We start from the raw sequence: 15,467 nt of genomic DNA, 5'->3' as shown, positions 1-15,467 counted from the left end.
TTTTATTGAACAAATAAAAAGAAAAATTAATTTTGATTGGGGTGAAATGCATGTGGAAAAATATTCGAGTCGCTTGCTTACTACTGGTGTTATTGATTGTTGCAGTCAATGCTTATCGTGATCAAAATCAGGATTGGAATCAGCCGATAAATATTCTTTTGCATCCGATCAACGCTGATGGTTTACCCTCTACCCAAAAATATATCCAGCAATTGCAGTTGGATGATTTCTATGAAGTCAAACATTATCTGGAAAAAAATAGCCAGCAATATCGAGGGCAAAGCAGTTACTTTATGATCGAGATTGGGCGGGAACTACAGCAAGCACCGCCGAAGATGTCTGAGCAGCCAAGTATTCTGAATAATATTCTATGGAGTCTAAAGTTTAGATTTTATGGATGGAGGCAGCATCAATCGATTGATGGTTCACCGAGTTTAACTTTATATCTGAATTTCTATGATCCGAAGCAAAATCGGGAACTCAAGCATTCAACTGCGCTGGAACGTGGACGCATTGGTTCAGTCAATCTGTTTGCCTCAGCTAAACAGACACAGCAAAACAATGTGGTATTGGTACATGAGTTATTGCATGGTTTTGGCGCTACCGATAAATATAACTTAGCCAATGGTGAACCTATTTTCCCGATTGGCTATGCACAGGCAGATAAACAGCCGCTCTATCCACAAACCGAAGCTGAAATTATGGGCGGACGGATTCCATTGTCCGAACATAAAAGTAAAATGCCGAATGATTTGGAACAAACCGTGATCAGTGTACTGACTGCTCAGGAAATTGGCTGGATCAAGTAAATTGTGGATAAGTTTTGACTTATCCATATCTTGCAAAACAACAAGCTCAATAAAAAATTATGGAATAAAACACAGGTTTTTCAACATTTTGTTATGAATTCTCAACATGACTTATACAGAATTAGGTCTACAACACGCTCAATATATACATAGCACATTGATGATAAAAGAGTAAATCATGATGAAAACGGTGGGTAACGATCTGATTCGCAATCAGCTACACGCTGATCGTAAATGGTATCTGTTATTGGGTGTCTTGTTGGTTGTTTTCGGTTTGATTCTTTTAGCTGCTTTGCCATTCGCAACATTGTCTGCCGTACTGCTGTTCGGTGTATTGATGATGCTGGGTGGTATCCTGCATTTTGTTGCGGCATTTACGGTGTTTAAGGGCGGTACACGCTGGTTGTGGGCGTTGTTTGGTGTGTTGTATTTGGTGGCAGGTTACTTTGCCTTTACCACACCTGTGATAACCGCTGTTGTGTTGACCAGCTTTTTGGCAGTTGCCTTAATTATTGCGGGGATTATCCGTAGCGTAAACGCATTTATCCTGAGGCCGATTTCAGGCTGGGGATGGGTGTTGTTTTCAGGTGTATTAACACTTTTAACAGGTATCCTGATTTTATCATCACCTGATTCACCGTTCTGGGTATTGGGAATGTTCCTTGCAATTGATATTTTATTTCAGGGAATCAACTATCTGAGTTTTGCAGGAGCGATTAAGCAGTTACCCCATAGTTCAACCACAGTTTAATTCATGATTCATTTGACAAGTGAGAGCATGTGTCACACATGCTCTTTTTGTTTTGTAGCAGAAAATATCTCTCGTACTTTTAGTCTGTTAAAATAGCACTTCGCTTTTAATTGATTGCTTTTATGACGCTTGCCAAGCTAATTGATGAACTGAATCCACAACAAAAACGGGCTGCCACCGCAACAGCACAAAACTGTCTGGTGCTGGCAGGGGCAGGTTGTGGCAAGACCAAAACCATTGTGGCAAGGGCAGCGTATTTAATTGATCAAGGTTTGCCAGCGCAACAGGTCCAGATTCTGACCTTTACCCGTCGTGCAGCCAGTGAAATCGTGACCCGCGTTGAACAGCATATGGGCGCACAAGCCAAAGGGCTACGAGCTTCGACCTTTCATACCTTTTGTATGTATTTATTGCGCCGCAATCCTAAAGCCTTTGGTCTCACACAGTTTAGTATTATTGATCGGGATGATCAGTTGCTGATGTTTCGCCTGTTGCGCGGTAAGGATAAGGGCAATGTCTTACCCAAAGCGGCTGAACTCTGCGATCTATATTCCTATGCACGTAATACACAAACCAAGCTGTCGGATGCTTTAGTTGAGCAGTTGCCTCAAGCCATCGAATATAAAACACAAATTGCTGAATTGATGAAAGCCTACGAACAGCGTAAGCAGGAACGTAATTTCTTGGATTATGACGATATTCTGGCGATTGTTGCGGTGCATTTGCAAAGTTCACCTGAGTTGGTGAATTGGGTCACAGGCTTTTGTTCGGCACTATTAGTCGATGAAATGCAGGACACCAACCCCCTGCAATGGGACTTACTACAACCTTTGATTGGCAAGGTTAAGCTATTTTGTGTTGGGGATGATGCACAATCCATTTATGGTTTCCGTGGCGCTGACTTTGAAAATATTCATCACTTTAAAGAGCGTGTACCTGATGCTGAAGTGCTGACGCTGGAAATGAATTATCGTTCCACACAAGGCATTCTGGATCTATCCAACTGGTTGCTGGGACAAAGTCCGATTGAGTATGGCAAACATTTACAGGCCTATCGTGGTCAAGGTTTAAAACCACAACTGCATATCTTGAGTAATGAGTTTGAAGAAGCCAACTGGATTGTTCAGGATTTAAATCAGCGACATCTGCAAGGTGCTGCTTGGGCTGAACACATGGTTCTGTTGCGTTCAGGATTTAGCGGTCGTTATCTTGAGGGAGCGTTAATTGCGGCAAATATTCCATATCGTTTTATTGGTGGAGTGAAGCTGCTTGAATCAGCGCATGTCAAAGACGTGTTGAGCTTGCTTCGCGTTAGTGTCAATCCACAGGATGATCTGGCCTGGATGCGTTTCCTGACGCTCTGGGATGGGGTGGGTGATGTCGGTGCCAGCAAATTGGCGCAGGAATTGATTCAATTACCTGATATTGAGGCACGCTGCCAGCGTTTGGAACGACATGGCAAAGTACCACAACAAGCGATTTTAATCTTGATGCAACTGGATGTATTGCAACAGCATGTCGAAGCCTGCATTGGACTGGCACTGGATGCCTTGAATGAACAGCTGGAAAATAATTATAAAGCTAAAGACTGGACACGCCGTGTCAAAGACTTTGACCTAGTCAAACAACTGGCACGCAAGCACAGTTCGCTTGGAGAATTCCTTGAGGAATATGTACTTGATCCGATTTCAGTTTCAGAAATTGATAAAACTCCAGATCAGGACTTGGTGACATTGATTACCATCCATTCAGCTAAGGGTGCTGAACAAAAAGTCTGTTATGTTCCACATGTATCTCCCAATCAATATCCACATGCACGGGCGCAGGGTGATTTTAACGATGTCGAAGAGGAGAGACGTGTTTTGTATGTCGCATTGACGCGTGCAGAAAATGAGTTGATTTTAACCAAACAAAACTTAAATTTATGGTCACAAGATCAATATGATGAGTTAGGAAGAAAAATAGAAAGTTACTTCCTCAATGATTTACCTCAACATTTAGTCGATGTTCAGATTCATCGGCAAATTCCGCAAAGTTTTGGACAATCACAGACTCGATATCGTGTTGCAAACAATTTAGGTTTTGGCATTGATTTCGATTAAACTACCCAGATTGATTTTTTGATTCGCCTATTTAAGCGTGAATCATCTTTTAGGTTTTAGCATGAAAATTTTAGTTCGTAATTTAGACCGTAATGTGACTGATGCGGAAATTCTCGACTTATTTAAAGCATATGGAAAAGTTGAGTCTTGTGTCGTGGTCAAAGACGAAGCAACGGGTAAATCGAAAGGTTTCGGTTTTGTTGAAATGCCAAATCCACGTGAGGCGGTTAAGGCTGTTAAAGGCCTAAATACCTTGAAAGTGAAAGGCGCTGGTATCCGTGTGAAAATAGCGGAAGACAAAGCCTAAATCCAGATATTAAAGCAATATACCACGTTATCTATTGTCACACCGAATGTTGGGCGGATTGCACAAGGGCTAAAGACCCTGGAGGTTCGCTCATGGCAACTTGAAAAGCTTTTCATTAAAAAACCTGGTCATTGTTGAGAATCAAAACTTCCTTTTGAATGATGGTGATGAGGAAGCGGGATTGGCAGTGGTGCTGATTGACATTCAATCAGCGCATCCGTGGCAGCCAGACGAAATGAATGCTGCATGTGCATCTTATTGGGCAGATGGATATTATGCCTGGGCGATCAATAATGTTCGTCCATTATTACAGCCACTTGAAGTAAGGGCTAAAATAAAGCTTTATCCATTGGAGCGTAAAACCTCGGGGTTTAGCCCGAGGATATAAGCGACTGGCGTAAGCCATACGACATGAAATGTCGTTTTAAATACTTTTGCTATAATCACTATTAAGAAAAATACGGTTAAAATAATTGTATGAAGACACTCAAATTACGAATAAAAGACAAACATTGCAAGATGCTAGACCAACTAGCGTTGGAGGTAAACTTTGTTTGGAATTATGTCAATGATTTGTGTTTCAAGCATCTACAACGCAAACAACAATTCTTTTCAGCATACGACATTGCCAAATACACAAAAGGCACATCGAAAGAATGTAATTTGCATAGCCAAACGATTCAGGCGGTCACAGAAGAATTAGTGACAAGACGCAAGCAATTCAAAAAAGCAAAACTGAAATGGCGAGTCAGCAATAAAAAATCAGCTAGGCGTTCATTGGGCTGGATACCGTTCAAGAAAGTAGCAATCAAATATGCTGATGGCTATGTTCAATATGGCAAGCACCAATTCAAACTATGGGACAGCTACGGACTAAGCAAATACAATGTTAAAACAGGCTCATTTGTTGAGGATAGTCGTGGGCGTTGGTATGTCTGTTTAGTTGTAGAAGCACCAAAGATAGAGAAAACAACATCAAGCACAGCCATTGGCATTGATCTAGGGCTAAAAGACCTTGCAACATGCTCAGATGGTGTGAAACTCAAAGCCCCTAAAATCTATCGCCAATATGAACAAAAACTTGGCATAGCCCAACGAGCTAGAAATAAAAAGCGCGTCAAAGCAATCCACGCCAAGATTAAAAATATACGTCAAAACATGCTGCATCAATTCAGCCATAAACTGGTGAATGAACATGCAGCAATCTTCGTTGGCAATGTGAATGCCAAAGCACTCGCACAAACTAAATTAGCTAAATCAGTGCTAGATGCAAGTTGGACAACACTAAGAACCATGCTTAAGTATAAATGCGAGAACGCAGGGGCATGGTATGAAGAAGTCAATGAGGCCTATACCACCCAAACGTGTTCGTGCTGTGGCTCACGCTGTAGTAGTCCGAAAGGTAGGACAGGTCTTGGAATAAGAGAATGGCAGTGCATGGAGTGCGGTACGCTCCATAATCGAGATATAAACTCAGCACTGAATATTCTTGCGCTCGGACATGAGCGTCTAGCAGTAGGAATCCCCGTCCTTTAGGTCGGGGAGGATGTCAAACTCTTGAATTGCATGAATGATCTGAAAGATCGCTTTTGTTTTTGAGATAATTCATTTTACAATCTGATTCACTCCTACCTGATTTATAGGTTATCGTTATGTCCCGTGTTGCCCGTTACCATGCTGATCGCACCAATCAAAAACTGTATTTTGCCCGACTCGCATGTCAACAAGCTGAGCAAACTGAACATATCCAACAGGCACAGGCCTATCGTGAAGCTGCGGTTTTCCATTTGCACGGGGCGATTCTAGCTTTTTTGCAGGAACTGGTGCGCTACTACCGCTTAAATGATTTACAGCCGACCTTTAAATCCATTGAGGAACACATGGCGGACAAGGGGCAGGTGTCGCCAGAAGTGCTTGTGTTGCAGCAACTGGCGAAAGATGGCTTTATTGCCGAATTAAAACGTGCTTACCGCATGTGTCAATACGCACCTGAGCCAACAGCACCAGAACCTGAAAATGAGACTTCATCGAATTTGATTATTAAAGTGACTCAAAGTCCTCAAGCATGGTTACCCGATGCGAAAATATTACGAGAATGGCATCGTGAGTTAAGCCATTTAATTGATGGTTTTCGTAACGAGATGGTTGAGTTTTAGCCTGAATTGATCTTAGACTTGAAATCTGCGCAAACAGGACTCATATAGATAAGACGTGAGAGCGCAAAGTGCAAGGGTACTTTGCTACCATGTTGAAGCATGGAGAAAATATATGTCAATGCAACAGTTAAAAGAGTTATTCGGTAATCAGGAAGCGATACTGGAATTGGTTCAACTTGAAGGTGGCGAACTTGCTTTGCGTAATGCTGGTTCTGAACAGGAACCCTTGGTGAAGATACAGTTTAGTGATGAAGTTAAGGCAATTTTAGGTGAACAGACACCAATGGTTGCACAGCATATGATTCAGGCAGCCCTGTTTGGTTTGCTGGAAAAGCAGATGAATGAGTTGCAGGCCGAGATTGTGGATGAACAACCTACCCATTTCAGCTAATGCTGAATGTTAAAAAAGCGTACTTTGGGTACGCTTTTTTATTGTCCTGAAAATGCTTAATGTGCAGGGTATTGGTGTGCGAGTTCAATCTGGTTCAAGATATGATGACTCATATTCTTTGCCATTTCTTCCTTGGCATAGAATACTTCACCCAGGTTTTCCTGCCGAATCACGGCAGCCTCTTCCTTGCTTTCAGCACAGATCAGCACCTGAATCTCAGGGTTAAGCTGTTTGGAAATATCAACAATACGGTGAATATCCAGAATATCCATTGGGGAAATAACCAGTAGGCGTGCATGCTGGATATGGGCCTGAATCAGCACATTGGGTTCAGTTGCCTCACCGCTGACCGCGGCAATGCCTTGAGAACGCAGTTTTTCCACAATCTCACGGTTCTCTTCAGCAATCACCACCTTGATGTTTTGCTGTATCAGGTTTTCACTGATACGGCGACCTACGCCTCCATAGCCAATAATCACCACCTGATCACGTAAATAAGCCTGATCCACCTCATCTGGCAGTATGGCCAGTGGGTCAGCACTACGCTCTAATAACCGTGCTAAATGCGAACGCTCCCGAATCCAGCGTTGAACAGGCTCAATGGCTGAGAACACAAATGAGTTGAGGGTAATGGAGAACAGTGCACCCGCCAGAATCAGGTTCTGTGCATCGGGAGTCAGTAAACCTAGTGATAAGCCGAGTGTCGCAAGAATAAATGAAAACTCACCGATTTGCGCCAAACTGGCACCGACTGTTAAAGCGGTATTGATGGGATAGCGGAAGAATAAAACCAGTGCTATCGCAGCCAAAGTTTTACCCACCATAATAATGGCAATCACAGCCAAAATGCGTAAAGGCTCTTCAATCAGGATACTTGGATCGAACAACATCCCAACTGAGACAAAGAATAAAATTGAGAAGATTTCACGTAATGGTAGAGTTTCCTCTTCTGCACGATGGCTAAAGTCGGACTCTTTCACCACCATACCCGCGAAGAAAGCGCCAAGTGCCATGGAAACGCCAAAAACAGCATAGGAACCGTAGGCAATTGAAACTGCGGCAGCAACCACGGTGAGCGTAAAGAGTTCACGGGAACCTAAACGAGCGACAAACTGCATGATCATTGGGACAAGACGTTTACCAATAATCAGCATAAATGCAATAAAGCCTGTGACTTTGAGTAGGGTAATGCCAATCGTCAGCCAGATACTTTGTGAGGTGTCTGTACCAGGCAAGGCGTGTCCGCCCAGTAACACGGCGGTTGCAGGTAAAAGAACCAGCGCGAGAACCATGACAAGGTCTTCAACCAACAGCCAGCCCACTGCGATTTTCCCATTGACCGAGTCGAGTAGCCCACGATCACCCAGTGCCTTGAGCAAGACCACGGTACTGGCACACGATAAACTTAAACCAAAGATGAGCGCTGAACCGAAGCTCCAACCCCAGTACATGGAAACACCGATACCAAGCAGGGTGGCAACCGCAATTTGTAGAATCGCACCAGGTAGGGCAATACGGCGCACCTGAAGTAAATCATTGAGGGAAAAATGCATTCCCACACCAAACATCAAAAACATAACACCTAGCTCTGCAAGCTGGTTGGCGAGATGAATGTCACCGACGATACCTGGTGTATTTGGGCTAATGATAATGCCCGCAATTAAATAACCGATCAGAGGAGGTAGGCGTAAACGTGCTGCGATATAGCCAAAAATAAGAGCCATACCAAAGCCAACAGCAAGTAATATAATTAAATCAACATCATGTGGCATCGAAGCTCCTTAATCGTTGCGGTTAAGGTAGAAATAAATGAGCATAAAACATGCCAAGAAAACAGCGAATAAATTGTAACAAGTAAAATCGAATTTGTTGATGATAATTTTTTTAATGATCAAAAAAAATCATGTAACTCATTTCTTACTATTAATAGCATTTTTTAGGCAATAAAAAACGGCTTCAAAAGAAGCCGTTTTTTAAGAAAACTAAAATTATTTAATTTTAGCTTCTTTGAAGATTACGTGTTGACGGATTTTTGGATCAAATTTTTTGATTTCCATCTTTTCCGGCATAGTACGTTTATTTTTAGTTGTGGTATAGAAATAACCAGTACCAGCTGTAGAAACGAGACGAATCTTATCACGCATTGCTCAGACTCCTTAGATCTTTTGACCTTGAGCACGGAGATCAGCAACAACTTTCTCGATACCCAATTTATCAATAATACGCATACCTTTAGTGGTTAAGCGAAGACGTACAAAACGTTTTTCGCTTTCTAACCAAAAGCGGTGGTGGTGCAGGTTCGGCTCGAACCGGCGTTTGGTTTTGTTGTTTGCGTGCGATACGTTGTTACCAACGATAGGACGCTTGCCGGTAACTTGGCAAACCTTAGACATGGTGAACTCCATTGCTAGTTCATACAGCACGGTTTCGTGCAACTAGCCATTCAAGTAAACGGATGAAATCATTCAAGGGGCGTTTTATACCAAAAATACGATTAAAAGACAAGCGAATTTGGTAAAAACAGGGCATGATCTAGTGTAATAGATCATGCCTTGATCAGCTTAACGAAATAGGGTTTTCAAAAGCAGTTTGTGTGCTGCTTTATTGTACGGCGGCAAAATAAATTTGAGGCTGTACAGTTTTGGACTGACTGGATTAGACATCACTGAGCGTTCATGTGAGAAGCTGAAAAAGCCTTCTTTGCCGTGGTATTTACCCATACCCGATGCACCTATACCACCAAATGGTAGATCATCTTGCGCTACATGAGTGAGGGTTTGGTTAATACCAAAATGTCCAGAATGGGTGCGTCCTGCAACATAATCAGCACGAGCCATATCAATATCAAAATAATAGAACGCCAATGGACGTGGTCGACTATTGATAAATTGAAGTGCATCTTCAATATGTTCATATTCTAGAATAGGAAGAATTGGACCAAAGATCTCATTTTTCATAATTTCCATTTCTGTGGTTACACCTGTGAGTAACGTTGGTGCAATTTTACGAACTTCAGTTAAAGATTCTTTCTTGCTGTTTAACTCGATGATCGTCGCACCTTGATCACGTGCATCTTCTAAATAGCCTTGAAGACGATTGTATTGTTTGTCATTGACAATAGAGGTATAGTCCTTGTTGTCACGCAGTGTTGGGTACATGGTGTTCACAAAATCCTGATAGTGTTTGGTGAATTCTGCCGTTTTGCCTTTAGGTAGGAATATGTAATCAGGTGCAACGCAAGTTTGACCTGCATTCCAAAGTTTACCTACCGCAATACGTTGTGCCACATCACGAATATTCATTGCCGAATGTACAAGAGCAGGCGATTTTCCACCTAGTTCCAGAATTACAGGAACAAGGTTCTGTGAAGCGGCAGCCATCACGGTTTTGCCGACAGACGTTGAACCTGTGAAAATTAATTTATCAAATGCTAAATGACTAAAGGCATCTGAAATCGCGCCACCACCATTGACCACGCTCACCAATTCTTGTGGGAATGCTTCAGAAAGGGCATTTTCAAGTACATAACCGAATTTTGATGATGCACTTGAAATCTTGATCATGGCATGGTTACCCGCAGCCAATGCACAGATCAGTGGGCCAACTGAAAGTAGCAGTGGGTAGTTCCACGGTGCAATAATGCCGATCACGCCCAATGGCTGATACTGTACCCAGCCTTTTGCAGGTTGGTGTAACATGCTGATATGGCGCTTAGAGGGCTGCATCCATTCAGTCAGGTTCTTGCTATAGTACTTGATATGCTCTAAACAGGTAAGAACTTCACCAATCTTGGTTTCCATAATGGCACGGTTGCCATAATCCTGACTGATTGCGTTCGCAAATTGATCTTGATATTTTACCAAGATGTTTTTAAGTCGGGCTAAGCGTTCAATACGTTCTTTTGCGCTTGGTACAGGATGGCGTTGGTAGGCTGCTTGCTGCTGCTCAAGCAAATCATGTAACCGTTGCACATCGACACGAGGTGTCATCGCGGTTGTTTTTGTTTGACTGTTCATAGGAGTAGACCAAAAAAAGCTTATTATTTTTTAATTTTTAGAGTAAATACTCTAAAGTGTCAAGTCGCTTTATAGGTTTGTTTTATAACCTATTGATAATGTTATAGATGGTTAAAATCAATGTCGCATGCTAAACCGAACAAAACCAAAGATCGAATTTTGCAAATCAGTTTGCAGTTGTTTAATGAGCGTGGCGAGCGTTCGGTCACAACCAACCACATTGCGGCTGAACTGGGGATCAGCCCAGGCAACCTGTATTATCATTTTAGAAACAAGCAGGAAATTATTAAGGAATTAGCACAGCAATATCAGGCTGAAACTTTGGAAATGTTGGCATTACCAACAGATCGACCTTTAAATGCCAATGACAAAATCAGGTATTTTCAGGTGTTGAGCAACCAGTTGTGGGCTTATCGTTTTATTCATCGCGATGTCTATCATCTTGTTGAAAACAATGAGGACTTCCGAAAGGTTTATCCTCGCTTTGCTGGACAGGTGATGCAACAGGGCCAGAAAATTTACCGTGCATTCGTGGATGCTGGCCTGATGAAAATGACGGACTCGGAAATTGAGGCATTGATCATCAACCTTTGGATTGTGCTGACCAACTGGACCAACTTTTTGTATATGTCGGGCCATATCAGTGACAACAACCGTCTGGAGGAAAAGTGGGTCTGGCAGGCACTGCGTCAAATGGTTTTCCTGGAAGGTCCATATTTAATGGGGGAAAGCCGTCAGACCTACGAGCAGTTGCTGCGCTCACTCGGTCCATCAGAATTGTTTGCCAGCCTCTCCAACCTTAAAAATGACGACGATGAGTAGGCTTCACCTATTTAGTCAATGACAAAAAAGCGCTAGAATGCTCGGCTTGATTTTAACTTGATTCGAATAAGTGATATTAACCACATGAACACGACTACTGCCCATACGGCACGACTACTGATTACTTGCGAAGATAAGCCAGGGATCGTGCAAGCTGTATCGAGCTTTTTGTATCATCAGGGAGCAAATATTACCGCACTTGATCAGTATGCTACAGAAGCTCAAGGCGGACGTTATTTCATGCGTGTTGAGTTTGAACTTGATCATTTGCAATCTCGTAAAGAAGCATTAATGCAAACCTTTGCTGCCAACGTTGCTGAACGTTATGAAATGCAATGGAAATTGACTTTTGTGGGTGAACTAAAGAAAGTGGGTATTCTGGTTTCTAAAGTAGACCATGCTTTATTGGAATTGTTATGGCGCCATGCACGTGGCTCATTGCCATGTGAAATTACCCAAGTCATCTCAAACCATCCAGATTTGCGTGAATCGGTTGAAAATTTTGGTATTCCATTCCATGTAATACCAGTCAATAAAGACAATAAAGTCGAAGCTTATGCGCAAATTGATGAAATGATGCAGGGCAATGATCTATTGATCTTGGCGCGTTATATGCAGATTTTGAGTGAAGACTTTGTTGCCAAGTGGGAAATGAAGATTATCAATATTCACCATTCATTCTTACCTGCTTTCGTAGGTGCAAATCCTTATAAGCAAGCGTATGAGAAAGGGGTGAAGCTGATTGGTGCAACAGCACATTACGTGACTGCTGATCTCGACCAAGGTCCAATCATTGAACAAGATGTTGAACGTGTTAGCCACGATTACAATGTTGAGCAATTGCGCGAGTTGGGCGAGGATGTAGAGCGTAATGTATTGGCACGTGCAGTCAAATGGCATCTGGAAGACCGCATCATTGTCGATGGCAATAAAACCGTAGTGTTCTAATCTATTATTGTGTATGCATTATGTAAAAATAACATGCTTCAGGGCATGTTTTTTTATGCCTATTTTTCAATGGATAATGATTCGACAAGAAAAAATAGTTGAAAATGAAAACACTTCTCATTTATTATTACGGCACTTTCATTGTTCTATCCGATGAGTGAAATCGTTTTTTTATTTTTAAAGCGTCACCATCTATTAGGTAACTAGATTCTCATGAGTCAATCTCCTGCACTATTGAATACATCTCATCCGATGAAGAAAAAAATCCTTGCCGCCCTCGTGGTGGTCGTGATGGGTCATGTGGGAGTTCTGTGGGCGGTGAACCACATGAAAACGATGGAACTTAAACCAGTTGAAAAAGATCCAATCAGGATAAAATTTGTCAAGATTCAGGAACCACCTAAGCCTGAGCCACCGAAGCCTAAAGAAAAGCCCAAACCACCAGAACCTAAAAAAGAAGTGAAACAGGTCAAGGTGGTTGAAAAGGCATTACCACCACCTAAAAAAATAGAAAAAATTCAGCAGGTTAAAAAAGCCGAGGCACCGAAACCTGTGGTTGAAAAAGTTGAGCCAAAGGTTGAGTCGGTTGTGGTGAACACGACTGTCACAGAAAAAGTGATTGAGAAACCTCAGCCTGTTGTTGAAGTGCCTAAAGCCGCAGCGCCGCCAGCCGATCCATCGCCAAAACGTGTTTCAATTGGTGGTTCAGGCGTGCAGTGGAGCCGTTCACCAAAACTGTCAGTGTCCGCAAAAGATCTGGAAAACCAGCCGCGTTCGGCAATGGTACTCATCGAAGCAGATGAGAAAGGTAAAATTACCAATGCCCGTATTACGCGCAGTAGTGGTTTGCCAGGTCTGGATGAAAAGATTTTACGTGCCGTTAAAAGTGCGAAATTTAAACCCTATATGGAAAATGGTGTTGCGTACCCAATTCGCGCAGAACAACCGTTTGATCTTAGTCCTTAACCAATTTGAGTCCTCGCGACAGATAAAATCAGGAGTTCGTATATGAACTTTTCAGTTTATTGGCAACATGCAGATGCAGTGAGTAAAACCCTGTATTTCATCCTTTTAGCAATGTCGATTGCGACATGGACTATTTTCATTCTACGCCTATTGGGAACACGCCAGTTGAAGCAACAGGCCTATGCCCAGCTTGCTCAGGCTCTGGCAACCTTGAAATCTAAACTACAGCCTTTAACCTTTGAACAGCGCAAGGCGGTTGCGGAGCAGGCATTGCTTCGCCAGATCTCTGCCGAAAAGTCACAGGCGGAAAAAGGTGTCTCTGTTCTTGGGACGATTGCCTCACTTGCACCATTTGTGGGTTTGTTTGGTACGGTGTGGGGAATTTTCCATGCACTGGTCGCTGTAGGTACGAGCGGTCAGGCAGGCTTAGCGCAAGTCGCAACACCTGTTGGTGAAGCGTTGATCATGACTGGTTTGGGATTATCTGTAGCGATTCCTGCGGTATTGGCTTACAACATTTGTGTACGTTTCAATCGTGGCTTGGCACATGATTTACAAGATCAAGCGCATAGCCTGTTAATCGATACGATGTTGCAGCAAGAGACACCTATAAAAACAGAAACTAAAGCGACTCAACAAAGCTTAGTTGGAGGTCAAGCTTAAGATGGGTTTTCAATTGGGTGAAGACCACGATAGTGGCATGAATGAGATGAACCTCATTCCTCTGATCGACATTATGCTGGTATTGATGATTATTTTCTTGGTCACAGCAACGGTTGCCAACCCCTCCATTCCATTAACCTTGCCAAAAACAACGGCTGAGATACAGCCACCGCCACAGAAACCGATCACGATTAACGTGAACCAGCAAGGTGAAGTGGCTTGGAATGCGGAAGTGGTAAGTCTGGATGAGCTTGAGCAACGCTTTCAGGATCAGGCGAAGCAGTCTGTTCAGCCTACCATTGTGTTAAGGGCGGATAAAGAATCAAAATATGATACAGTTGCTCAGGTGATGTCCCGTGCCAGTGAGGCAGGTTTGACAGATATCGCATTTGCCAGTGAAAACTGATCTTGTAGTGGGCTGGATAAAAAAGCAACTCTATGATGAGTTGCTTTTTTTTGGGCTATTCGGTTTTGAGCAAGTCCGCAAACCTCGAGCGTAGCTTGGAAAGCTTGGGTGGAATGCTAAAGTTGCAATAACCCTGTGATGGGTTACGGGCATAGAAATTCTGGTGATACTCTTCCGCAGGATAAAATGTAGGTGCTGGACTTAACTCGGTGACAATGTTGAGGTTTTCATCTTCCAGACCCTGAATGACCTGTTCAGCCTGCTGTTTCTGTTCATCATTAAAATAGTAAATGACGGAACGGTATTGTGTGCCAATATCATTGCCCTGACGGTTTAATGTGGTTGGATCATGTGTGGTGAAAAACACGTTCAGGAGTTGTGAATAGCTGATCTGCTGTTCATCAAAATCAATCAGGACCACCTCGGCATGCTGTGTATTGCCCTGACAGACCTGCTCATAATTTGGGTTGTGGACAATACCGCCCGCATAGCCACTCACCACTTTTTCTACACCTTTAAGTTGTAAAAACACAGCCTCTACACACCAAAAACATCCACCACCAAACAGTGCCTGCTGCATATATTTCCCTTTTCTAATTTTTCAGAATGCTATTAAAGTAAACGAAGTGCCTAAAAAGTAAAAGCCCGTATTTGAAACGGGTTTTTACTTTTTACTTCAAGACATTATCAGTTCTTGAAAGGAAGCGGCTGAATAACCGTCACAAACTTCACTAAAGTTTGACCTGATTTATCTAGAAACTTCAGCTCATGTCCTTTCACCTCATAGCGATTGGTTTGTGCCAGTGCATCATTGTATTCACGAGAAATAGTATCCTGGGCACCATGACAGGCCATTAATGTTGACGCTATTTGACCCAGCTTTAAGTGTTGATTATTGCTGTCAAAGCTATCCTGTATTTTGTTACAACCATCTGCACCTGCAAAACGCTTGTTTTTTGCATCAAAATAAATAGCAGGGCGGTTGGGACTGTCGACCTCTAGGAATTTGCCGTTGATTTCTGTGCCAATCCACGGACGTTCAAATAGGGTAATTGTTTGTTTTGCTGAATATATTACATCAAAATATAATATGAAATGATTCACGGTTTTATATGTCTTTTCGTAGGATG

General features: G+C 42.6%; 18 protein-coding genes and 1 pseudogene. 13 read left to right on the top strand and 6 right to left on the bottom strand.

Features of this window, described 5'->3' with window-relative positions:
• Positions 1-50: 50 nt before the first annotated feature.
• From F988_RS00880 to F988_RS00845, 8 genes and pseudogenes are all read left to right on the top strand, one after another.
• Entirely contained in the window at positions 51-809 is a 759-nt protein-coding gene (locus F988_RS00880; protein ID WP_004680557.1) for a hypothetical protein, read from the top strand.
• A gap of 178 nt (positions 810-987) precedes the next feature.
• Positions 988-1,560, top strand: a complete 573-nt coding sequence (locus tag F988_RS00875) for an HdeD family acid-resistance protein (protein WP_004674586.1) — start codon at positions 988-990, stop codon at positions 1,558-1,560.
• 122 nt (positions 1,561-1,682) lie between these two features.
• On the top strand, positions 1,683-3,662 hold the full coding sequence (locus tag F988_RS00870; RefSeq protein ID WP_004680555.1) for an ATP-dependent helicase: 1,980 nt from the start codon (positions 1,683-1,685) through the stop codon (positions 3,660-3,662).
• Between the two features lie 61 nt (positions 3,663-3,723).
• Positions 3,724-3,969, top strand: a complete 246-nt coding sequence (locus tag F988_RS00865; protein WP_004680554.1) for an RNA recognition motif domain-containing protein — start codon at positions 3,724-3,726, stop codon at positions 3,967-3,969.
• Between the two features lie 6 nt (positions 3,970-3,975).
• Positions 3,976-4,357, top strand: a pseudogene (locus tag F988_RS00860) (ASCH domain-containing protein).
• A gap of 89 nt (positions 4,358-4,446) precedes the next feature.
• Positions 4,447-5,505, top strand: coding sequence for an RNA-guided endonuclease InsQ/TnpB family protein (locus F988_RS00855; RefSeq protein WP_034426780.1), 1,059 nt, complete (start codon positions 4,447-4,449; stop codon positions 5,503-5,505).
• A gap of 116 nt (positions 5,506-5,621) precedes the next feature.
• On the top strand, positions 5,622-6,125 hold the full coding sequence (locus F988_RS00850) for a DUF6586 family protein (protein WP_004674592.1): 504 nt from the start codon (positions 5,622-5,624) through the stop codon (positions 6,123-6,125).
• Positions 6,126-6,237: 112 nt separating this feature from the next.
• Positions 6,238-6,516 (top strand): hypothetical protein, encoded by a 279-nt coding sequence (locus tag F988_RS00845; protein ID WP_004674593.1) that lies wholly within the window; start codon positions 6,238-6,240, stop codon positions 6,514-6,516.
• A 56-nt stretch (positions 6,517-6,572) separates the two neighbouring features.
• Here the strand turns inward: F988_RS00845 and F988_RS00840 are convergent, their stop codons facing one another.
• From F988_RS00840 to F988_RS00825, 4 genes are all read right to left on the bottom strand, one after another.
• Positions 6,573-8,288, bottom strand: coding sequence for a cation:proton antiporter (locus F988_RS00840; RefSeq protein ID WP_004680550.1), 1,716 nt, complete (start codon positions 8,286-8,288; stop codon positions 6,573-6,575).
• 216 nt (positions 8,289-8,504) lie between these two features.
• The gene (rpmG, locus tag F988_RS00835) at positions 8,505-8,660 is read right to left on the bottom strand and encodes a 50S ribosomal protein L33 (protein ID WP_003654787.1); all 156 of its coding nucleotides are present in this window, start codon (positions 8,658-8,660) and stop codon (positions 8,505-8,507) included.
• Positions 8,661-8,672: 12 nt separating this feature from the next.
• A complete protein-coding gene (gene rpmB, locus F988_RS00830; RefSeq protein ID WP_004649871.1) occupies positions 8,673-8,909 on the bottom strand; it encodes a 50S ribosomal protein L28 in 237 nt (78 codons plus the stop codon).
• A gap of 168 nt (positions 8,910-9,077) precedes the next feature.
• Positions 9,078-10,532 carry a coniferyl aldehyde dehydrogenase gene (locus F988_RS00825; RefSeq protein WP_004680548.1) on the bottom strand — a complete coding sequence of 485 codons (1,455 nt, stop codon included), beginning with the start codon at positions 10,530-10,532 and terminating at the stop codon, positions 9,078-9,080.
• Between the two features lie 120 nt (positions 10,533-10,652).
• On the opposite strand from F988_RS00825, the gene F988_RS00820 reads away from it, so the two are divergent.
• The 5 genes from F988_RS00820 (at position 10,653) to F988_RS00800 (ending at position 14,337) form a co-directional block, all read left to right on the top strand.
• Positions 10,653-11,354 (top strand): TetR/AcrR family transcriptional regulator, encoded by a 702-nt coding sequence (locus F988_RS00820; RefSeq protein ID WP_004680546.1) that lies wholly within the window; start codon positions 10,653-10,655, stop codon positions 11,352-11,354.
• 84 nt (positions 11,355-11,438) lie between these two features.
• A complete protein-coding gene (gene purU, locus F988_RS00815; protein ID WP_004680545.1) occupies positions 11,439-12,302 on the top strand; it encodes a formyltetrahydrofolate deformylase in 864 nt (287 codons plus the stop codon).
• A gap of 213 nt (positions 12,303-12,515) precedes the next feature.
• Positions 12,516-13,268 carry an energy transducer TonB gene (locus F988_RS00810; RefSeq protein ID WP_004680542.1) on the top strand — a complete coding sequence of 251 codons (753 nt, stop codon included), beginning with the start codon at positions 12,516-12,518 and terminating at the stop codon, positions 13,266-13,268.
• 42 nt (positions 13,269-13,310) lie between these two features.
• Positions 13,311-13,931, top strand: a complete 621-nt coding sequence (locus F988_RS00805; protein ID WP_004680541.1) for a MotA/TolQ/ExbB proton channel family protein — start codon at positions 13,311-13,313, stop codon at positions 13,929-13,931.
• A 1-nt stretch (position 13,932) separates the two neighbouring features.
• Complete coding sequence (locus F988_RS00800; protein WP_004680539.1) at positions 13,933-14,337, top strand: ExbD/TolR family protein; 405 nt, start codon at positions 13,933-13,935, stop codon at positions 14,335-14,337.
• 55 nt (positions 14,338-14,392) lie between these two features.
• Here the strand turns inward: F988_RS00800 and msrA are convergent, their stop codons facing one another.
• On the bottom strand, positions 14,393-14,917 hold the full coding sequence (gene msrA / locus F988_RS00795; RefSeq protein ID WP_004674608.1) for a peptide-methionine (S)-S-oxide reductase MsrA: 525 nt from the start codon (positions 14,915-14,917) through the stop codon (positions 14,393-14,395).
• Between the two features lie 107 nt (positions 14,918-15,024).
• The gene (locus tag F988_RS00790) at positions 15,025-15,441 is read right to left on the bottom strand and encodes an META domain-containing protein (protein WP_228127116.1); all 417 of its coding nucleotides are present in this window, start codon (positions 15,439-15,441) and stop codon (positions 15,025-15,027) included.
• Positions 15,442-15,467: the final 26 nt, after the last annotated feature.

This window comes from Acinetobacter parvus DSM 16617 = CIP 108168 (assembly GCF_000368025.1).
Lineage (GTDB): Bacteria > Pseudomonadota > Gammaproteobacteria > Pseudomonadales > Moraxellaceae > Acinetobacter > Acinetobacter parvus.
Note: the sequence above shows the minus strand (reverse complement) of the source record. Positions and strands in the feature narration are given on the sequence as shown.